Below are 19,598 nucleotides of genomic sequence, written 5' to 3'. Positions count from 1 at the left end.
ATCGAGAACGAATATGGCAAAGATCATCCAACTGCAACGCGCCGACGGCGGCCAGGCTGCCGTGCCGGCGATCGTCGACGACGCGTGGACCGTGCTGCGCGGCGCCGAGGGCCAGGCCCCGACCGACGAACAGATCGCCGCGGCGGCCTCGAGCCAGGACGCGGTGCTGTTCCCGCTGCCGGTCTGGCTGGCGCACAAGGACGGCCTGCTGGCCGGCCGCGACGCGGCAAAGACCGGCATCTGGCTGGCACCGGACGACGAGCCGGGCGATGTCGCCGGCGAACTGCAGCGCGTGTCGCTGCTCGCAGTCGACTTCCCGGTGTTCCGCGACGGCCGCGGCTTTTCCACCGCGTATCTGCTGCGCACCCGCTATGGCTGGAAGGGCCAGCTGCGCGCGATCGGCGACGTGCTGCGCGACCAGCTGAACTTCATGAAGCGCTGCGGCTTTGACGCCTTCGCCGTGCGCGCCGACAAGAACATCGAGGACGCCCTGAAGGGCTTCAGCGAATTCACCGTGACCTATCAGGCCTCGGTGGACGAGCCGCTGCCGCTGTTCCGCCGGGCGCGCGCCGAACAACGGGAATCGGCATGAGCGTGATTCCGATCGTCGAACTGCCGGCGACCGCTTCGGAGATTGCGCCCGAGATCGCTTCCGGGACCGCTTCGGAGAGCCCGGCCGCATCGCCGCTGCGCCCGTCGCTGTGGACCGCACCGGAATACACCGGCACCGTCGCTGGGCTCGAGGCCAAGGAAGCCGCGCTGGCCGAGCGGCTCGAAGCGATCGCGGGCCGCTTCTACCGCGCCCGCTTTGCGTCGAGCCTGGCCGCAGAGGACATGGTGATCACCGACGCGATCCTGCGCGGCTCGGCCGCGCTGCGCGCCGGCATCCGCGTGTTTACGCTGGCCACCGGCCGCCTGCACGCCGAGACGCTGGCGATGCTGGACGAGGTCAAGGCGCACTACGGTTACGAGATCGAACGCTTCACGCCCGACGCCGAAGCGGTCGAGAACTATGTGCGCAAGCACGGCCTGAACGCTTTCTACGACAGCGTCGAGCTGCGCAAGGAATGCTGCGGCATCCGCAAGGTCGAGCCGCTGAACCGTGCGCTGTCGCATGCGGATGCGTGGCTGACCGGCCAGCGCCGCGAGCAGGCCGTCACGCGTGCGGACCTGCCGTTCGAGGAGATGGACGAGGCGCGCGGCATTCCGAAGTTCAATCCGCTCGCGGACTGGACCGAGGCCGAGGTGTGGGCCTATCTGAAGCGCCATGCGGTGCCGATCAACGCGCTGCATGCCAAGGGATATCCCAGCATCGGCTGCGAACCGTGTACGCGCGCCGTGCGCGCCGGCGAGGATGTACGCGCCGGGCGCTGGTGGTGGGAAAGCCGCGACTCCAAAGAGTGCGGTCTGCACGAACAGAACATCAAGCATTGAGGCCACAGATGGGCATCATGAACGAACTCCAGGCCGGCGCCGCGACCACGCGCGACGGCAACCCCGACATCGCGCACCTGATCGAGGTACAGAACGACCACCTGGACCGGCTCGAGGCCGAGTCGATCTACATCATCCGCGAGGTCGCTGCCGAGTGCCGCAATCCGGCGCTGCTGTTCTCCGGCGGCAAGGACTCGATCGTGATGCTGCATCTGGCGCTGAAGGCGTTCCGGCTCGGCAACCGCAAGATCGAGCTGCCGTTCCCGCTGGTGCATATCGACACGGGCCATAACTACCCCGAGGTGATCGCCTTCCGCGACCAGCGCGTCGCCGAGATCGGTGCGCGGCTGGTGATCGGCCACGTCGAAGACTCGATCAAGCGCGGCACCGTGCGCCTGCGCAAGGAAACCGATTCGCGCAACGCGGCCCAGGCCGTCACGCTGCTGGAAACGATCGAGCAGCACCAGTTCGACGCGCTGATGGGCGGCGCCCGCCGCGACGAGGAGAAGGCGCGCGCCAAGGAGCGCATCTTCTCCTTCCGCGACGAGTTCGGCCAATGGGATCCGAAGGCGCAGCGGCCCGAGCTGTGGAGCCTGTACAACGCCCGCATGGCGCCGGGCGAGCAGATGCGCGTGTTCCCGATCTCGAACTGGACCGAGCTCGACGTGTGGCAGTACATCGCGCGCGAGAACCTGGCGCTGCCGCCGATCTACTACGCGCACCAGCGCGAGGTGGTCCGCCGCAACGGCCTGCTGGTGCCGGTGACGCCGCTGACGCCGAAGCAGGACGGCGACGTCAGCGAGGTGCTGTCGGTGCGCTTCCGCACCGTTGGCGATATCAGCTGCACCTGCCCGGTGGCCAGCACCGCGGCGACGCCGGTCGAGATCATCGCCGAGACCGCCGTCACCGAGATCACCGAGCGCGGCGCCACGCGCATGGACGACCAGACCAGCGAAGCATCGATGGAGCGTCGCAAGAAGGAAGGCTACTTCTGAGGTGCGGCGATACGCGCAGCTTCACGCGCACCACGCTCACCTTCGCGCGCCATCGACGCAACCCGCGACGCCCCGAGACAGGATTTGCATCATGACCACCCAAGCCGCCCACCAGGGCCTTCTGCGTTTCATCACCGCCGGTTCGGTCGACGACGGCAAAAGCACGCTGATCGGCCGCCTGCTGTACGACAGCAAGGCCGTGCTGTCGGATCAGCTGACCGCGCTGGCCAATGCCAAGAACAAGCGCACCGCCGGCGAGGACATCGACTTCTCGCTGTTGACCGACGGCCTCGAGGCCGAGCGCGAGCAGGGCATCACGATCGACGTGGCCTACCGCTATTTTTCGACCGCGCGCCGCAAGTTCATCATCGCCGATACGCCTGGCCATGAGCAGTACACCCGCAATATGGTCACCGGCGCCTCGACCGCGCACGCCGCGATCGTGCTGATCGACGCCACCCGCGTGACCGTGGCCGATGGCCGCGCGCAGCTGCTGGCGCAGACCAAGCGCCATACCGCGATCGTCAAGCTGCTCGAACTGCAGCACGTGATCGTCGCGGTCAACAAGATGGACCTGGTCGACTACAGCGAGCAGCGCTTCAACGAGATCCGCGCCGCCTATGCCGAGCTGGCCAGCCAGCTGGGGCTGAAGGACGTGCGCTATGTGCCGGTGTCCGCGCTGCGCGGCGACAACATCGTGCACGCCAGCGAGGCGATGCCCTGGTATCAGGGCGAGCCGCTGCTGCCGCTGCTCGAGGCGCTGCCGGTCGAGGAAGTCGCGCCGCAGGGCGAGGCCGCGCTGCGCTTCCCGGTGCAGCTGGTGATCCGCCAGGACGGTGCGCAGTCCGACGATTTCCGCGGCTATGCCGGCCGCGTCGAGGCCGGCACGGTCCGCGTCGGCCAGGCCGTGCGCGTGCTGCCGGCCAACCGCGAGGCGGTGGTCGCCGAGGTGCTGACGCCTAACGGCGCGGCCGAAGAGGCCAGCGCGGGCGAGACCATTACGATCCGGCTGGCCGAAGACGTCGATGTATCGCGCGGTGACATGTTCGTCGCTGCAGCGGCCGCGGAAAGCCATCAGGCGCTGCCGGCGAAGAAGCTGCAGGCCGATCTGTGCTGGTTCGACGATGCGGCGCTGAACACCGCGCGCAAATACGTGCTCAAGCACACCACCGCCAGCGTGTTCGCGCGCGTGTCGGCGGTGGACCGCGTGCTCGACGTGCATACGCTGTCGCACGAGACTGGGCGCCACGACATCCGCCTGAACGATATCGGCTCGGTGCAGATCACGCTGCAGAAGCCGGTGGTCTGCGACGTCTACAGCGACAACCCGGCTACCGGCGCGTTCGTGCTGATCGACGAGGCCACCAATCACACGGTCGCCGCGGGCATGATCCGTGCATATTCCTGACATCGCAGCGAGATCGAAGTCGATCCAGGAATCACGAGGAGCAGCATGATGGGCAAGGTCTACCTGATTGGCGCCGGTCCCGGCGCGGCGGACCTCATTACGGTGCGCGGTGCACGACTATTGGGCGAAGCCGACGTGGTGCTGCACGATGCGCTGGTGTCGCCCGAGATGCTGGCCTGGTGTCCCCAGGCCAGGCTGGTCGAGGTGGGCAAGCGCTGCGGCAAGCGCTCGACCGCCCAGCTGTTCATCAACCGGCAGATCGTCGACCTGGCCGGCAAGTACGAGCGCGTGGTGCGCCTGAAGGGCGGCGACCCGATGCTGTTCGGCCGCGCCGACGAGGAATTGCAGGCGCTGGAAGAGGCCGGCATCGCGTACGAGATCGTGCCGGGCATCACCGCCGCGCTCGCAGCTGCCTCGGCGATCGCACGCCCGCTGACCAGGCGCGGCGTGTCGCGCAGCGTTGCGTTTGCCACGCAGGCCAAGGCCCCGGACACCATCGACGTGGAAGCCGACGTCAAGGCCGATACGCTGGTCTACTACATGGGCCGCGATCAGGCCGCATCGATCGCCGCGCAGCTGATTGCGCACGGCAAGCCGGCATCGACGCCGGCCTGGGTGGTCGAGGCCGCCTCGACCCCGCACCAGCGCAGCCGCCAGTTCACGCTGCGGCAGATGGCGGCCGGCGAAGCCGCGGCGTGGATCGATCCGCAGCATCCGAGCTTGCTGATGATTGGCGAGGCGTTGGGTGGGCGGGCGAGCGGGACCGCCGGCGATGCGCAGCAGGAGGGCGAGCGCCAGCAGAGAGCGGCCTGACGCGCGCGCAGGTTTTTTCCCCTCTCCCGCTCGCGGGAGAGGGGCAGGGGAGAGGGCAAACCACGGTGGTCGCTGCGATACCGCTTCGCGATAGCCACCGCCCTTGCCCTCTCCCCCAACCCCTCTCCCGCTGGGCGGGAGAGGGGAGAAAACCCCTCGGCGCCAATCCCACCCTGATTGAGTCGAGCGGTTAGCGATCCACTCAGCGCGCTGGCGCTTCCCTCGTAATCTCCACCGTCTCCCGATAAACGATCCGGGCCATCTGGCCCGGCCGCAGCGCGGCCACGTCGATCGAGATGTCGTCCGCGCGCGCAGCGTGTTCCGCATTGCGCGGGCCGCGGAACGTCACCGTGCGGGCGATCGGATCGACCGCGACGATCTCGGCGGTGGCCGTGGTGATGATCTCGCGGAGCACGCCGGGCCGGCCGTCGTCGAGGCGGCGCGACAACCGATCGACCGATTCCGCGGTAGCGACGTTGCGGCTTGCCAGCGGCTCGAGCTTCGTGATTCGCGCCGGGCCGTGCGTGACCGTCAGCCGGTCTCCCGCCTTGACCGTACCGAAATGATGCGCTTCGTCGCCGGTCATCAATTCGGTCAGCTGACCCTGCGGTCCCTGCACCAGCACCGCGTTCGACGCATCGATGCGGACTACTTCCGTCGCGGTGGGGGCGGGCGCGGGCTGTGCCGTCGCAATGCCGATGGATGCCCCTGTCACCGCACAGATCAGCGCGCCGGTCAGCGCCAGCGCGCGCGCCCCGCGTCGTATCGTGCTGTCTCGATCGTTCCGCATCGGCGCCTCCCGGTGGTTTATCCGATCATGCTTCATCCGGCAGGATGCTTCCCTGCGCGCCGCCCGGCGCCGCCAGCCCGAAATGCCGGTAGGCCGCCGGGGTCGCCACGCGTCCGCGCGGCGTGCGTTGCAGATAGCCCTGCTGGATCAGATAGGGTTCGAGCACGTCCTCGATGGTGTCGCGCTCCTCGCCGATTGCCGCGGCCAGATTGTCGACACCGACCGGGCCGCCGCTGAACTTGTGCAGGATCGCCTCGAGCAGCTTGCGGTCCATCAGATCGAAGCCGACGTGGTCGACGTCGAGCATCGCCAGCGCGGCATCGGCCATCTCGCGGGTAATGGTGCCGTCGCCCTTGACCTCCGCATAGTCGCGCACGCGTCGCAGCAGCCGGTTGGCGATACGCGGCGTGCCGCGCGAGCGGCGCGCGATCTCCAGCGCGCCCTTCGGATCGATGCGCGCGTGCAGCAGTTGCGCCGAGCGCGTGACGATGCGGGCGAGTTCGTCGGCGGTATAGAACTCGAGCCGCGCGACGATGCCGAAGCGGTCGCGCAGCGGATTGGTCAGCATGCCGGCGCGCGTCGTGGCGCCGACCAGCGTGAAGGGTTGCAGATCGAGCTTCACCGAGCGCGCGGCCGGGCCCTCGCCGATCATGATGTCGATCTGGTAGTCCTCGAGCGCGGGGTACAGGATTTCCTCGACGATCGGCGACAGCCGGTGAATCTCGTCGATGAACAGCACGTCGTTGGCTTCGAGGTTGGTCAGCAGCGCCGCGAGGTCACCGGGCCGCTCGAGCACCGGGCCCGAAGTCTGGCGCAGATTGACGCCCATCTCGCGCGCGATGATGTGGGCCAGCGTGGTCTTGCCCAGCCCGGGCGGGCCGAACAGCAGCACGTGGTCCAGCGCCTCGCGGCGGTTGCGCGCCGCATGCATGAAGATGTCGAGCTGGTCGCGCACCTTCTGCTGGCCGACGTATTCGTCGAGCAGCTTGGGCCGCAGCGCACGTTCGAAGGCCTCCTCGGTGGTGGAGGCCGGCGTGGCGGCGATCAGGCGGTCGCCGCTGGGGTCGGCAGGGCGGCTCGGGGCGAACTTGTCGGTTTGGATCATGGCGCGGAGGCGGGAAAACTGGCTCGATTGTAGCCCACGGGACCTTCGGCGCCGTGCGCCGTCTCAGCGAGCACGAGCCGCTTGTCGGTCCGCACACCGGCCCGCACACCGGCTCGCGCACCGCCCACACGCCGGCCGTACACGTGCCCGTGCCGCCGCGCGGCCTCAGCCCTTCGACAGCGCCTTCAGCGCGAGCTTGATCCCTTCGGAAACGCCGGTGCCGGCCGGCACCTGCTTGGTCGCCGCCGCGGCTTCCTTGTCGGAATAGCCCAGCGCCAGCAGCGCGTTCAGGATATCGGCGGCGCTGTCGTGCGCTGCGGCCGCGCCTGCCACGTGACCGAGCTCGGCGCCGAGCTTGCCCTTCAGTTCCAGCAGCAGCCGTTCGGCGGTCTTCTTGCCGATGCCCGGAATGCGCGTCAGCCGGCCTGCCTCCTGCAGCGTGATGGCCTGCGCCAGTTCGGCCACCGACATGCCCGACAGCACCGCCAGTGCCATGCGCGCGCCGATGCCGCTGATCTTGATCAGCTCGCGGAAGGTATTGCGTTCCTCGGCGCTGCCGAAGCCGTACAGCAGATGCGCGTCCTCGCGGACGATCAGCTGCGTCAGCAGCGTGACCGGCTGGCCGACCGCGGGCAGGTTGTAGAAGGTGCTCATCGGCACGTCGACCTCATAGCCGACGCCGTGGCAGTCGACCAGCAGATGCGGGGGATTCTTCTCGATGAGGGTGCCGGCGATGCGTCCGATCATGGTGGCTTGCGGAGGGATTGGCTGCCGGCGCGCTGTCGAGCGCGCCGGCATGGGTCGGTCTGGAAGGGCGCCAGTGTAGCGCAGCGCGCCGGAATGTCCGCGCGTCTACGGGTTGTCCACCGCGCGCCGGCCGAGCGCGGGATCGTCGGTGAAGAAGCCATCCACGCCGGCGTCGATCAGCGCCCGGGCCTCGCGGATCATGCCGGCCGGATGCCGCGCCGCATCGCCGCCCGGGCCGCGCAGGCTCTTGGGGAGAAAGGTGTTCTCGGAACGCAGCGTGTAGGGATGCACGACCAGGCCGGCCGCATGCGCGTCGCGCACCAACGCCGTGGGCGCGCCCAGCGCGCCGGCGCTGTCGCGCGGCACCACGTGCGTGCGCTCGGGGCCGATGCCGTCGGCATAGGTGGCAACCTCGCGCAGGCCGAGCGGCGTGAGCATGTCCGCATAGCGACGCGTGTCGCCGGCCAGGCGCCAGTCGGCCGGCGCCTTCGCGGCATTGCCGATCAGCTGCACCAGCTTGACGTTGGGCATCGACTTGCCGAGCCGCTGGCGCAGCGCGCGCAGATTGGCGGTCTCGAACGATTGCAGATAGACCGGCGCGCGGCGCGTGTGGGCGTTGGCACGCAGCGCGTCGACCAGCTTCTCTTCCATCGGCAGGTTGATGCCGCGGAAATAGCTCGGATGCTTGGTCTCGATATAGAGGCCGATGGTCCTGCCGCTGCGGCGCGAGGCATTGGCGGCCAGCTCGATGATCTCGGCGAGCGTCGGGATCTCGAACTTGTCGTCGTACTGCGTATTGGCCGGACGCAGCTTCGGAATGCGCTCGCGCGCCCGCAGCGTCTTCAGTTCGGCCAGCGTGAAGTCCTCGGTGAACCAGCCCTCCAGCCGCTCGCCGTCGATCACCTTGATGCGTTTGCGGTCGGCGAACTGCGGCAGCGTGGCGACGTTGGTGGTGCCGCCGATCTCGTTTTCGTGCCGGGCCACCAGCACGCCGTCGCGCGTGACGACCAGATCCGGTTCGATCAGATCGGCGCCGTCCTCGATCGCCTTGGTGTACGCGGCCAGCGTGTGTTCCGGCCGAAGTGCGCTGGCGCCGCGATGGCCGATCACCAGCGGCTTGGGACGGGGCGGTGCCGGTTCGGCCTTTGGCGGCTCCGGCGCGGGCGCGGCGGGAGGCGGTGCAGTGACACAGCCCGCCAGCAGCGCGGCCGCGGTGATGGTCAGCAAGGCGCCGCGGACGGCGGCGTCGGGCCGCAGGGCATGGCGGAAGAACGGGATGGAGCGCGGGATGGATCGGGACATGCGGCCTCCTCGAGCGAGTACGAGGCCGATTGTAAGTGAGGCAGGCGTCGCCCGGGCTGCGGGGCGTGGCGACGGAAGTCGGCCGCCGCTAGCCGACCAGCCTGCCGCGCCGGACCCGCACGCCCTTGCGCGCGAGTTCGGGGGCCAGGCCGCTCAAGGTGGCCAGCGTATCGCCGCCATTGGCATGGCAGATCGCCACGCCCAGCGCGTCGGCCGCATCGGAACTGGGATGGCCCGGCAGCGCCAGCAGCCGCGCGACCATCTCCTGCACCTGCGCCTTGTTCGCGCGGCCATAGCCGACCACAGCGACCTTCAGCTGCAGCGCGGTGTATTCGAACACCGGCAAGCCGTAGCCGACCAGTCCGCAGATCGCCGCGCCACGGGCTTGCCCGAGCAGCAGCGTCGATTGCGGATTGACGTTGACGAACACCTTCTCGATCGCCGCGCAATCGGGCGCATAGGTCCGCGTGACCTCGGCAATGCCGTCATACAGCGTCTTCAAACGCTCCGGCAGGCTGCCGTTGCCATCGCTCTTGATGGTGCCCGAGGCGATGTAGGCAAGCTTGTTGCCGTGCTTTTCGACCACGCCGAAGCCGGTGGTACGAAGGCCGGGGTCGATGCCGAGGATGCGCATTGGATCAATGATTCTAGGTTGGCCGCTAGTGTAAGCGCGTTCGTTACGGTCGTCGAATCCCGCAAATCGCCGGGCGTAAAGCCAAAGCTCTCAGAGGCTCGATGCTGGCAAGCTTCGGCCCTTGTCGGTTCCCGCAATGGCGCCCTTCGTCCATGCCGCAGTCAGCCCCTCTCGGTCGCCACGGCATGCTTGTCTTCCGTATAGTCTCGCTATACACTCGACCAAACCAATGATCCGAAGCTTCGCACACGCTGGTCTGAAGCGCTTCTTCGAGACCGGGTCCAAGGCCGGCATCCGGCCCCATCACGCCACCCGTCTGCAGTTGCAATTGGGTGTACTGAACCAGGCGACGGGTCCTCAGGACATGGCCGTACCGAGTTGGCGGCTGCACAAACTGACAGGCGACTTGTCCGATCATTGGTCGGTCACCGTCAGCGGCAATTGGCGACTGACATTCCGGTTCGACGGTTGCGACGTACTGCTGGTGGACTACCAGGACTATCACTAGGCTATCGAGGGGATCGAATCATGACGAGGATGCACAACCCTCCGCATCCGGGTACGGTGCTCGCCGAATGGCTGCGCGACCTGGATGCCATGACGCTGACCGATTTCGCACGACATATCGGCGTCACGCGGGCGACGCTATCGCGCATCGTCAACGGACACGCCGCGATCACGCCCGATATCGCTCTGCGGCTGGAAGACGCGCTGGGCACCAGCAGCGAGATGTGGATCGGTTTGCAGTCCGCCTATGATCTTTGGACTGCCTCACGAAAGCCGCGCAAGCGCATTCAAAGGTTGGCGCGCGCGGGTTGAGGGCCGCCGAGGTTCCCTCTCCCGCTTGCGGGAGAGGGGCAGGGGAGAGGGCAGCCGGTGCTCGTCGAACTGCTCGTTCGTACTGCTCTTCGAACTGCTTACTCCGGCTGCGAGCGGCGCGTTGCCGCTCGGTCCCCTTGGTCCGGCCTCAATGCCGGAAATGCCGGGTGCCGGTCAGCACCATCGCGATATTGCGTTCGTCCGCGGCGGCGATCACTTCGTCGTCGCGCATCGAGCCGCCCGGCTGGATCACGCAGGTCGCGCCCGCATCGACCACCACGTCCAGGCCGTCGCGGAACGGGAAGAAGGCATCGGAGGCCACCGCCGAGCCGGCCAGCGTCAGGCCGGCGTTCTGCGCCTTGATGCTGGCGATGCGGGCCGAGTCGACGCGGCTCATCTGGCCGGCGCCGACGCCGAGCGTCATGCCGCCGCCGCAGAACACGATGGCGTTCGACTTGACGAACTTGGCGACGCGCCACGCGAACAGCAGATCGCTCATTTCCTTCGGCGTCGGATGGCGCTTGGTGACGACGCGCAGCTCGGACGGCTGCACGTTCTTGGCATCCGGGCTCTGCAGCAGCAGGCCGCCGCCGACGCGCTTCAGGTCATACTGGTTGACACCCTTGCCGAGCGGAATTTCCAGCAGCCGCACGTTCTGCTTGGCGGCGAACACCTCGCGCGCGGCCGCGCTGAACGACGGCGCGATCAGCACCTCGACGAACTGCCTGGCGACCGCCTGCGCGGCCGTGCCGTCGAGCTCGACGTTGAAGGCGATGATGCCGCCGAAGGCCGAGGTCGAATCGGTCTTGAACGCCTTCTCGTAGGCTTCCAGCGCATTGGCGCCGATCGCCACGCCGCACGGATTGGCGTGCTTGATGATGACGCAGGCCGCGCCATCGCCGGGGCCGAAGGACTTGACGCATTCCCACGCCGCATCGGCGTCGGCGATGTTGTTGTACGACAGCTCCTTGCCCTGCAGCTGCATGTAGTTGGCCAGCGCGCCGTCGACCGCCTTCAGGTCGCGGTAGAACGCCGCCGACTGGTGCGGGTTCTCGCCGTAGCGCATCTCCTGCACCTTCTCGAACGCCAGGTTCAGCGTCTGCGGATAGGCGCTGCGGGCCTGGTGCGACTTGTCCGGGCCGAGGCTGGTCAGGTAGTTGGTGATGGCGCCATCGTATTGCGCGGTATGCGCGAACACCTTGGTGGCCAGCCGGAAGTTGGTGTCGTAGCCGACCTGGTTGCTGTTCGCGCGCATTTCCTCGAGCACCGGCGCGTAGTCGGCCGGATCGACGATCACCGTCACGTCGCGATGGTTCTTCGCCGCCGAGCGCAGCATGGTCGGCCCGCCGATGTCGATGTTCTCGATCGCGTCGGGCAGCGTGCAGTCGTCCTTGGCGACGGTCTGCTGGAACGGATACAGGTTGACCACCAGCAGGTCGATGGTCGGAATGTCGTGCTGGGCCAGCGCGGCCATGTGCTCGGGCAGGTCGCGGCGCGCCAGGATGCCGCCGTGCACTTTCGGGTGCAGCGTCTTGACGCGGCCGTCGAGCATCTCGGGGAAGCCGGTGTAGTCGGCCACTTCCGTAACGGGCAGGCCGGCGTCGGCGAGCAGTTTGGCGGTGCCGCCGGTGGACAGCAGCGTCACGCCGAGCGCATGCAGTTCGCGCGCGAAATCGACGATGCCGGTCTTGTCGGAAACGGAGAGAAGGGCTTGCTTGATCATGGTGATGGAGGACGCTTCAAAGTAAACCGTGCTGCTGCAGCTTCTTGCGCAGCGTATTGCGATTGATGCCGAGATAGGCCGCGGCCAGCGACTGGTTGCGGTCGGCACGCGCCATCACCGTTTCCAGCAGCGGCCGTTCCACCGCCTCCAGCACCATGTTGTACATGTTCGACGGCTGCTCGCCGTCCAGATCGCGGAAGTAGGCGCTCAGGCTGTCCCGGATGCATTGGTCGATAACATTGCGGCTCATGCGGCAAGCAACTCCCTGTTGTTGTTGTTCGATGCGCCGGTCTGTGCTTCGCCCTCTTCGACGTAGATCAGCCGGTCCGACAGCGCGGCCTGCTCGTCGAAGAAAGCGTTGACGGCGGCCAGCTGCGCCTCGGTGCTTTCCAGTGTGTTCATCCGGTGCCGGAACAGATTGGCACCCTTGAGCCCGCGCGTGTACCAGGCGATATGCTTGCGCGCGGTACGCACGCCGGTGAATTCGCCATAGAAGGCGTAGTGGTCTTGCAGGTGCGCGTTCATGATCGCGCGGATCTCGGCCACTTCCGGCGGCGGCAGCAGCTCGCCGGTGGCCAGGAAATGTTCGATCTCGCGGAACAGCCAGGGGCGGCCCTGCGCGGCACGGCCGATCATGATCGCATCGGCGCCGGTGACGGCCAGCACGTGGCGCGCCTTCTGCGGCGTCGTGATGTCGCCGTTGGCGACCACCGGAATGCGGATTGCGTCCTTGACCGCGGCGATCGTCTCGTACTCGGCCTCGCCGTGATACAGGTCGGCGCGCGTGCGGCCATGCACCGTCAGCATGCTGATGCCCGCCGCTTCCGCCATGCGCGCGACGCGCACCGCGTTGCGGTTCTGCCGGTCCCAGCCGGTGCGGATCTTCAGCGTGACCGGCACGCGGTCGCCGACCGCGCCGACCACTGCCTCGACGATGCGCACCACCAGCGGCTCGTTCTGCAGCAGCGCCGACCCGGCCGCGACATTGCAGACCTTCTTGGCCGGGCAGCCCATATTGATGTCGATGATCTGCGCGCCGCGGTCGACGTTGTAGCGGGCCGCCTCCGCCATCATGCCGGGCTCGGCGCCGGCGATCTGCACCGCGATCGGCTCGACCTCGCCGTCGTGGTTGGCGCGGCGCATGGTCTTTTCGCTCTTCCACAGCTGCGCGTTGGAGGCCACCATCTCCGAGACCGCATAGCCCGCACCGAGCTTCTTGCACAGCTGGCGGAAGGGGCGGTCCGTGACGCCGGCCATCGGCGCGACGAACAGGTTGTTGCGAAGTTGGTGAGGTCCGATTTGCACGGCTAGGGTCCGGCGACGTCCAGAAAAGCTGGCCGTGACCGGGCGCCGATGGGCGGTGTCACGGATCGAATGGCGAAGGCATGCCCGGCCGAAGCGGCGTCGGCGGTGAAGCGGGGGGCATGTGCGAGGGCGGGATTTTACCGCTAAACCGGCCGGCTGCCCAATAAATAAGCAGGGCGGTTGTGCTGCGACGCGACATCGGCCCGGACCTGCGCGTTTCGGGCCGCAACGTCGGTCAGCTTCGGTGCCGAAGCCGCTGAGCGTGCCCGGCTCAGCGCCGCATGCCGTAGATCATCTGATGCGCCAGCGCGTGCTTCAGCGGCGACAGGCAGGCCAGCGCCGCCAGGGAGGCGCCGCGTGCGTGCGCCGCCAGCGGATAGGGAATGCCGAACACGCGCGGCAGCAGGTCGGTGACGCCGATGGTCACCGCGCGATCGAGCCGATGACGCGCGCCGAACGCGGCCAGCGCCTGCGGCGTGCAGGCGGTGCGCAGCTCGTCGGCCAGCGCGAAGGCGTCGCGCAGCCCGAGATTGAGCCCCTGGCCGGCGACCGGATGCAGGGTTTGGGCCGCGTTGCCGATCGCCACCAGCCGTCCCTTGACGGTCAGCTGCGCGGCATTCAGGCCCAGCGGGAAGGCGTGGCGCTTGCCGACGCGGGTAAAGCGTCCCATGCGCGGACCGAACACCTCGCCGAGCTCGGCCAGGAAGCGGGCGTCATCCAGCGCCAGGCGCCGCGCGGCCTCCTCGGGGGAGCAGCACCAGACCAGCGCATAGCCGGAGCCGCCGTCGCCATGCGGGTCGTCGTCCAGATCGTGCGGCAGCAGCGCCAGCGGGCCCTGCGCGGTAAAGCGTTCCCAGGCCCAGCCGGGCAGCGGATGGGTGCAGGCGACATGCGAGACGATCGCGGTCTGCCCGTAGTCCCGGCGGCGCGCGCCCGTGGCGCCCGCCGCGGCGGTGCGGGCCACCTGCTGATGGAACAGGCCGCCTTCCGCCTGCACGGCCAGGCGCGCGCCGAAGCGCACCGGCTGGCCGTCGGGGCCGGCGCCGCGCAGCTGCACCGGCGCGCCCGCCGCGGTCGCCAGTTCGGCACCGCGCGACGACTCGGGCTGGTCGATCGCGTCGATGCGCGTGTCGAACGCGCGCACCAGCCGCTGCTGGCCGCCGGCGCGTCCCAGCGCGTGTTCGAGCGCGGCGCACAGGTCGCCGTAGCGAACCACGTAGCCGAGCGCCGGGATGCCGTAGTCGTCGTGATGCAGCTTGACGTGGCCGAAGCGGCCGCGCTGCGACACATGGATATGCTCGATCGCCGTCGCCGCGGCGGGCCACGCATCGAGCTGGGCCAGCAGATCGCGGCTGCCGTGCGACAGCGCGATCGCGCGCGGATCGCGGGCGGCGCGTGCCGGCGTGGCGGCGTCGATCAGCGCGATGCGCCAGGGGCTGGTCTGCAGCAGCCGGCAGGCCAGCGCGAGGCCCACCGGGCCGCCGCCGACGATGGCGATATCGCAAACGTCGTCGTGACGGTCGGCGCTCGCCTGCTCAGGGCTGGGCTGGTTCATCGTTGGCACCTCCGGCATCGGCTCGTCCGGCATCGGCGGCGTTGGCCGGGCCCGCGTCCTCACCCTCGCCGCGCTGCCAGCACAGCGCATCGTCGCGTGTCCGGTCGTTGCGCGCGTCGCGCAGCGCGTTGTCCAGCATGGCCTGATCGAAGCCCGGCAGCGCGCGCAGCCGGGCCAGCAGCGCCTCGTGGTTGATCGCGTCGACCGGCGTCACGCAGCCTTGCTGGCGGCCGTCCGGACGCTCCTCGCCGACCAGGATCAGCCAGGCCTTGCCGGTCCACGGCGCGCGCCGCGACACGCGCACGACCACGCGCTCCAGCGCCTGCCATTCGAGCTCTTCCCGTTGGCCGTCGGGGCGATGGACCACCAGGCGGTCGTCGAACAGATTGACGATGAACGGCTGTTCCGGCTCTGCCTGCGTCCGGGCCGCCGTCGCGTCGTCATCGGCACCGCCGAACAGTTTCTTCAACCAGCTGACCATTACCCCTCACTCCGTTCGCGCATCAGCGCCTCGATCTCGTCGGCGTCGACCGGGACGCCGCGGGTCATCAATTCGCACGGCCCGTCCGCCGTGACCACCGCGTCGTCCTCGATGCGGATGCCGATATGCCAGTAGCGCTCCGGCACGTCCTCGGCCGGCCGGACGTAGATGCCGGGCTCGATCGTCAGCACCATGCCGGCTTGCAGCGGACGCCACGGGCGCTCGCCTTCGGCCGGCGCCGGGCCGGGCACGCGGTACTCGCCGACGTCGTGCACGTCCATGCCGAGCCAATGGCCGGTGCGATGCATATAGAAACGGCGGTAACTGCCGCTGGCGATCACGTCGTCGACGCCGCCTTCCTTGTCGCGGTCCAGCAGGCCGGTATCGAGCATGCCCTGCGCCAGCACGCGCACCGCCGCATCGTGTGGCACGTTGTACGGCACGCCGACGCGGGTCTCGTCGATCGCGGCCTGCTGCGCGGCCAGCACCAGGTCGTAGAGCTCGCGCTGCGCCGGCGAGAAGCGGCCGGACACCGGGAACGTGCGCGTGATATCGGACGCGTAGCCGTCGAGCTCGCAGCCCGCGTCGATCAGGCACAGATCGCCGTCGCGCAGCTCGGCGGGACCGGCGCGATAGTGCAGCACGCAGGCATTGGGCCCGGCCGCGACGATCGAATTGTAGGCAACGCTCTGCGCGCCGTTGCGGCGGAATTCGTAGAGCAGCTCGGCTTCCAGATGGTATTCGCGCAGCCCGGCGCGGCTGGCGCGCATCGCGCGGACATGGGCCTGCGCCGAGATCTGCGCGGCGCGGCGCATGATATCGAGCTCGCCGGCGTCCTTGAACAGCCGCATTTCGTCGAGCAGCGTGCGGATATCCATCGCGCTCGACGGCGCCACCACGCCGGCGCGGCCCTGCGTGCGCACGGCATCGAGCCAGCGCCGTACCTGCATGTCGATGCGGGTCGAGGCGGCCAGCGGATACGCGATCAGGTTCTGGTTGGCGAGCAGCGGCGGCAGTTGCGCGTCGATCTCCTCGATCGAATGGGCCTCGTCGAAGCCGAACACCTCGCGCGCCGCTTCGGGACCGTAGCGAAAGCCGTCCCAGATCTCGCGCTCTTCGTGCTTGGGGCGGCAGAACAGGATGCTGCGGTCGCTGCCGCCGGCCGGCGCGGCGATCAGCACCAGCACCGACTCGGGCTCGGTGAAGCCGCTCAGATAGTAGAAGTAGCTGTCGTGCCGGTACGGGAAGTCGCTGTCGCGGTTACGCATCGCTTCCGGTGCCGTGGGCAGGATCGCCACGCCGCCGCCGGCGGCGCGCAGGTGGTCGAGCACGCGGGCGCGGCGCGCGCGACAGGCCTGGAGAAGGGCGGAATCTGGTGCGGACATGAGGGGACCGATTCGCATCGGGCAGGCAGTGGGCAATGGCCCGATTCTAACGCCGGTCGTTGCCGGCGTCGCCAGCGGCGCCTTGCGCCCGGCGAGCGGCTAGCGCGACAGCGCGGCGTCCAGCGCGGCCAGCTGCGCGGGCGTGCCGACGTTCTCCCAGCGGCCCGCGAAGCGCTCGCCGGTGGCCAGGCCGGCCGCGATGGCAGCGCGGTAGAACGGCGTCATCGGCACCTTCTGTCCGGGCCCGATGCCGGCAAAGGTGCGCGTGTCGTACAGGCCGATATTGCCGAAGGTCAGGCGCGCGGCGCCGTCGGGCAGCGGCGCATCGCCCGGCAGCGACAGCTTGCCGTCGGTGCCGAGCGCGAAGTCGCCCTCGGGGTGGAACGGCGGATTGGGGACCATCACCAGATGCATGCGCGGCTCGGGCGAGCCCGCCATCGCGGCGGCGCGCGGCAACAGCGCGCGGAAGTCGTAGTCGCAATAGATGTCGCCGGACACCGCGACGAAGATCTCGCCCTTGCCATCGCCGCTGGTGCCTTCATTGCCGGTGCCATCGTTGCAGGCCCCTTCACGCAGCAGCGCCAGCGCCTGCGCGATGCCGCCGGCGGTCTCCAGCGCTTCGGCTTCCGCCGAATAGGCCAGCCGTACGCCGAAGCGGCTGCCGTCGCCGAGCGCCGCCTCGATCTGCTCGCCCAGCCAGGCGTGGTTGATGACGATCTCGGTCAGGCCGGCGCGGGCCAGCGCCTCGATGGTCCACACGATCAGCGGCTTGCCTCCGACCTGCAGCAGCGGCTTCGGGCAGCCATCGGTCAGCGGGCGCATGCGCTCGCCGCGTCCGGCGGCGAAGATCATCGCTTTCAAATCAGGTTCTCCAGGACGAGCAGGGTGGCCATGCCGCCGGCGATGGTCCAGCCGATGCTGCGCGTGCGCGCGGCGATCGCGATGGCCACCACGCCGGCGATCAGGCGGGCATTGTCGGGGCCGATGGCCAGCTGGCCGTCGCGCATCAGCAGGTCGGGCGCGATCAGCGCCGACAGCATCGCCGCCGGCACGAACTGCAGCGCGGTGCGGAACCAGGCCGGCAGGCGCACCTTGCCTTCGACGGCGATAAAGGACAGACGGATCAGATAGGTGGCCAGGCCCGCGGCCGCCATCACGCCGAGCAGCATCCACGGGCTCATGCGGTGCGCTCCTTGCCGGCATGGCCGCTCTTGCGCGGCAGCAGCAGCATGCCGACCGCGATGCCGCCGAGCGCGGCCACCATTAGGCCGAGCTTGTGCGGCACGCCGTAGCACAGCACCGCCAGCACGCTGGCGGTCACCGCCGCGGCGACGTGCGAGCGGTGCTTCAGGCCCGGCACGATGATCGCGATGAAGGTCAGCGGCAGGAAGAAGTCCAGCGGCCAGTGGCGCGGCACCTGCGCGCCGACCAGTACGCCGGCCAGCGTCGACAGCTGCCAGCTGCTCCACAGCGCGAAGCCGGCGCCGAAGAAGTACCAATGCCGGTAGCGCCGTTGCGCCGGGTCGTCGCCGAGCCGCCGCGTCATCGCGGCGAATGCCTCGTCGGTCAGCAGATAGGCGATCAGCGCCTTCCAGCGGCGCGGCAGATGCGCGAGCGCGGGCGCGACGGTGGCCGAATAGAGCGCGTGGCGCAGATTGACCATCGCCACCGTGGTGGCCACGATCGCCGCTGGCGTGCCCGCTGCCCACAGCTGGGTCAGGATCATCTGCGAGGCGCCGCCGAAGACGATCGCGCTCATCGCGCAGGCGAGCCAGGCCGGCATGCCGGCGCCGACGGCAAGCACGCCGTAGATCAGGCCGAACGGCACCACGCCGAGCAGCATCGGCGCCAGCGCACGTACGCCGGCCCACCATTCGCTGCGGCGCGTGACGCCGGTGGCCGGGTCTGTCGCCGGATCCGTTGCCGAGTCCATCAGAAGGTGTAGCCGACCGGGCGCTCGACGCCTTCGAGCGTATCGAACAGCCGCACCAGCTTGCGCAGCTCGCCATAGCGACCGGCGACCGCACGCGCGTACTTGAGCACCAGCGGCATGTTGGCCAGATAGCCGTCCTTGCCGTCGCGATGGTAGAGCCGCGCAAAGATGCCGAGCACCTTCAGATGACGCTGCAGACCCATCCACTCAAAGTCGCGATAGAACTCGCCGAAGTCGCCGGCCACCGGCAGCCCCGCCTTGCGGGCGCGCTCCCAGTAGCGGATCAGCCAGTCCAGCTGCAGCTCCTCGTCCCATTCGATATAGGCGTCGCGCCACAGCGAGACCGCGTCGTAGGTGATCGGGCCGATCACCGCGTCCTGGAAGTCCAGGATGCCGGGGTTGCCGCGCTTGTCCTCCCCATCGAGCACCATCAGGTTGCGCGAGTGGTAGTCGCGGTGCACATAGAGCTGCGGCTGGGCCAGGTTGTTGGCCAGCAGCGTTTCCATGACCTCGTTCAGGTCCGCCTGCTGGCCTGCGTCCAGCTCCACGCCCAGATGGCGCGTCACGTACCACTGCGGGAACAGGTCGAGCTCGCGCTGCAGCAGTGCGCGGTCGTAGGCGGGCAGCGTGCCCGGGCGCGTCGCAGCCTGGATCTTGACCAGCGCCGCGGCGGCGTCGCCGTACAGCGTGCGCGCGGTGGTGATGTCCAGCTTCGACAGATAGGTGGTGTTGCCCAGATCGGCCAGCAGCAGGAAGCCTTGCGACAGGTCCTGCGCCAGCACGGTCGGCACGGTGACGCCGGCCTCGCCGAACAGCGCGGCGACGTGGATGAAGGGGCGGCAGTCCTCGTGCGCGGGTGGCGCGTCCATCGCGATCACGGTCGGATGCGCCGGATTGTCGGTGCGCAGCCGGAAGTAGCGGCGGAAGCTGGCGTCGGCCGATGCCGGTGCGCAGGATTCGGGATCGATGGACCAATCCGGAGCGAGTCCGGACACCCACGCTTTGAGCTGGTCCTGGCGCGGGTCGAGGGGAAGTGCTGCCATGCCGGAAAGGGTCGATAAGTTGCCCCGTATAATACCCGACCAGACCCGGGCGCCGGGCGGCTCCCAGGTGGGCCGTCCTGTGCCTGGCAGCCTGTTTGGACGGTGGCTGCGGCGGTTCTGCGCAAC

22 protein-coding genes are annotated in these 19,598 nt (G+C 68.9%); 7 read left to right on the top strand and 15 right to left on the bottom strand.

The window, feature by feature from the left end:
• Positions 1-13 precede the first annotated feature (13 nt).
• From HTY53_RS00520 to cobA, 5 genes are all read left to right on the top strand, one after another.
• On the top strand, positions 14-592 hold the full coding sequence (locus HTY53_RS00520) for a DUF934 domain-containing protein (protein WP_174104451.1): 579 nt from the start codon (positions 14-16) through the stop codon (positions 590-592).
• On the top strand, positions 589-1,434 hold the full coding sequence (locus HTY53_RS00515) for a phosphoadenylyl-sulfate reductase (RefSeq protein WP_254599727.1): 846 nt from the start codon (positions 589-591) through the stop codon (positions 1,432-1,434). Before HTY53_RS00520 ends, HTY53_RS00515 begins: the two co-directional genes overlap by 4 nt.
• Positions 1,435-1,442: 8 nt before the next feature.
• The gene (gene cysD, locus HTY53_RS00510) at positions 1,443-2,429 is read left to right on the top strand and encodes a sulfate adenylyltransferase subunit CysD (RefSeq protein ID WP_174104450.1); all 987 of its coding nucleotides are present in this window, start codon (positions 1,443-1,445) and stop codon (positions 2,427-2,429) included.
• A 91-nt stretch (positions 2,430-2,520) separates the two neighbouring features.
• Positions 2,521-3,837, top strand: a complete 1,317-nt coding sequence (locus HTY53_RS00505) for a sulfate adenylyltransferase subunit 1 (RefSeq protein WP_174104449.1) — start codon at positions 2,521-2,523, stop codon at positions 3,835-3,837.
• Between the two features lie 48 nt (positions 3,838-3,885).
• Positions 3,886-4,650 carry a uroporphyrinogen-III C-methyltransferase gene (gene cobA / locus HTY53_RS00500; RefSeq protein ID WP_174104667.1) on the top strand — a complete coding sequence of 255 codons (765 nt, stop codon included), beginning with the start codon at positions 3,886-3,888 and terminating at the stop codon, positions 4,648-4,650.
• Positions 4,651-4,852: 202 nt separating this feature from the next.
• Here the strand turns inward: cobA and HTY53_RS00495 are convergent, their stop codons facing one another.
• The 5 genes from HTY53_RS00495 to ruvC all read right to left on the bottom strand — a co-directional run bounded on the left by HTY53_RS00495 (position 4,853) and on the right by ruvC (position 9,228).
• Complete coding sequence (locus HTY53_RS00495) at positions 4,853-5,440, bottom strand: hypothetical protein (protein WP_174104448.1); 588 nt, start codon at positions 5,438-5,440, stop codon at positions 4,853-4,855.
• A 25-nt stretch (positions 5,441-5,465) separates the two neighbouring features.
• Complete coding sequence (gene ruvB / locus HTY53_RS00490) at positions 5,466-6,545, bottom strand: Holliday junction branch migration DNA helicase RuvB (RefSeq protein WP_174104447.1); 1,080 nt, start codon at positions 6,543-6,545, stop codon at positions 5,466-5,468.
• A gap of 165 nt (positions 6,546-6,710) precedes the next feature.
• Positions 6,711-7,292: a Holliday junction branch migration protein RuvA gene (ruvA, locus tag HTY53_RS00485; RefSeq protein ID WP_174104446.1), complete on the bottom strand. Its 582-nt coding sequence runs from the start codon at positions 7,290-7,292 to the stop codon at positions 6,711-6,713.
• A gap of 105 nt (positions 7,293-7,397) precedes the next feature.
• On the bottom strand, positions 7,398-8,594 hold the full coding sequence (locus HTY53_RS00480; RefSeq protein WP_174104445.1) for a glycerophosphodiester phosphodiesterase: 1,197 nt from the start codon (positions 8,592-8,594) through the stop codon (positions 7,398-7,400).
• 88 nt (positions 8,595-8,682) lie between these two features.
• Positions 8,683-9,228: a crossover junction endodeoxyribonuclease RuvC gene (ruvC, locus tag HTY53_RS00475; protein ID WP_174104444.1), complete on the bottom strand. Its 546-nt coding sequence runs from the start codon at positions 9,226-9,228 to the stop codon at positions 8,683-8,685.
• Positions 9,229-9,457: 229 nt separating this feature from the next.
• Here ruvC and HTY53_RS00470 point away from each other — a divergent pair, with 229 nt between their 5' ends.
• Both HTY53_RS00470 and HTY53_RS00465 read left to right on the top strand, forming a co-directional pair.
• Positions 9,458-9,736 (top strand): type II toxin-antitoxin system RelE/ParE family toxin, encoded by a 279-nt coding sequence (locus HTY53_RS00470; RefSeq protein WP_174104443.1) that lies wholly within the window; start codon positions 9,458-9,460, stop codon positions 9,734-9,736.
• A 20-nt stretch (positions 9,737-9,756) separates the two neighbouring features.
• On the top strand, positions 9,757-10,047 hold the full coding sequence (locus HTY53_RS00465; protein ID WP_174104442.1) for a HigA family addiction module antitoxin: 291 nt from the start codon (positions 9,757-9,759) through the stop codon (positions 10,045-10,047).
• A 148-nt stretch (positions 10,048-10,195) separates the two neighbouring features.
• Here the strand turns inward: HTY53_RS00465 and purH are convergent, their stop codons facing one another.
• The 10 genes from purH to HTY53_RS00415 all read right to left on the bottom strand — a co-directional run bounded on the left by purH (position 10,196) and on the right by HTY53_RS00415 (position 19,472).
• On the bottom strand, positions 10,196-11,770 hold the full coding sequence (gene purH / locus HTY53_RS00460; RefSeq protein ID WP_174104441.1) for a bifunctional phosphoribosylaminoimidazolecarboxamide formyltransferase/IMP cyclohydrolase: 1,575 nt from the start codon (positions 11,768-11,770) through the stop codon (positions 10,196-10,198).
• Between the two features lie 16 nt (positions 11,771-11,786).
• Positions 11,787-12,020 (bottom strand): Fis family transcriptional regulator, encoded by a 234-nt coding sequence (locus HTY53_RS00455; protein WP_006578759.1) that lies wholly within the window; start codon positions 12,018-12,020, stop codon positions 11,787-11,789.
• Positions 12,017-13,075, bottom strand: coding sequence for a tRNA dihydrouridine synthase DusB (gene dusB / locus HTY53_RS00450; protein WP_174104440.1), 1,059 nt, complete (start codon positions 13,073-13,075; stop codon positions 12,017-12,019). The genes HTY53_RS00455 and dusB overlap by 4 nt, the downstream gene beginning before the upstream one ends.
• Before the next feature lie 271 nt (positions 13,076-13,346).
• Positions 13,347-14,630, bottom strand: a complete 1,284-nt coding sequence (locus tag HTY53_RS00445; RefSeq protein WP_174104439.1) for a UbiH/UbiF/VisC/COQ6 family ubiquinone biosynthesis hydroxylase — start codon at positions 14,628-14,630, stop codon at positions 13,347-13,349.
• Positions 14,611-15,111: a hypothetical protein gene (locus tag HTY53_RS00440; protein WP_174104438.1), complete on the bottom strand. Its 501-nt coding sequence runs from the start codon at positions 15,109-15,111 to the stop codon at positions 14,611-14,613. Before HTY53_RS00440 ends, HTY53_RS00445 begins: the two co-directional genes overlap by 20 nt.
• Positions 15,111-16,496: an aminopeptidase P N-terminal domain-containing protein gene (locus HTY53_RS00435; RefSeq protein ID WP_174104437.1), complete on the bottom strand. Its 1,386-nt coding sequence runs from the start codon at positions 16,494-16,496 to the stop codon at positions 15,111-15,113. The genes HTY53_RS00440 and HTY53_RS00435 overlap by 1 nt, the downstream gene beginning before the upstream one ends.
• A 99-nt stretch (positions 16,497-16,595) precedes the next feature.
• Positions 16,596-17,357: an N-acetylmuramate alpha-1-phosphate uridylyltransferase MurU gene (murU, locus tag HTY53_RS00430; RefSeq protein WP_174104436.1), complete on the bottom strand. Its 762-nt coding sequence runs from the start codon at positions 17,355-17,357 to the stop codon at positions 16,596-16,598.
• Positions 17,354-17,677, bottom strand: a complete 324-nt coding sequence (locus HTY53_RS00425; protein WP_174104435.1) for an AzlD domain-containing protein — start codon at positions 17,675-17,677, stop codon at positions 17,354-17,356. The genes murU and HTY53_RS00425 overlap by 4 nt, the downstream gene beginning before the upstream one ends.
• Positions 17,674-18,429 carry an AzlC family ABC transporter permease gene (locus HTY53_RS00420; RefSeq protein WP_174104434.1) on the bottom strand — a complete coding sequence of 252 codons (756 nt, stop codon included), beginning with the start codon at positions 18,427-18,429 and terminating at the stop codon, positions 17,674-17,676. The genes HTY53_RS00425 and HTY53_RS00420 overlap by 4 nt, the downstream gene beginning before the upstream one ends.
• A complete protein-coding gene (locus HTY53_RS00415) occupies positions 18,429-19,472 on the bottom strand; it encodes an aminoglycoside phosphotransferase family protein (protein ID WP_174104433.1) in 1,044 nt (347 codons plus the stop codon). Before HTY53_RS00415 ends, HTY53_RS00420 begins: the two co-directional genes overlap by 1 nt.
• Positions 19,473-19,598: the final 126 nt, after the last annotated feature.

Source organism: Cupriavidus gilardii (assembly GCF_013314895.1).
GTDB classification, from domain to species: Bacteria; Pseudomonadota; Gammaproteobacteria; order Burkholderiales; family Burkholderiaceae; genus Cupriavidus; species Cupriavidus gilardii_C.
This window is presented reverse-complemented; position numbering and strand designations above follow the sequence as displayed.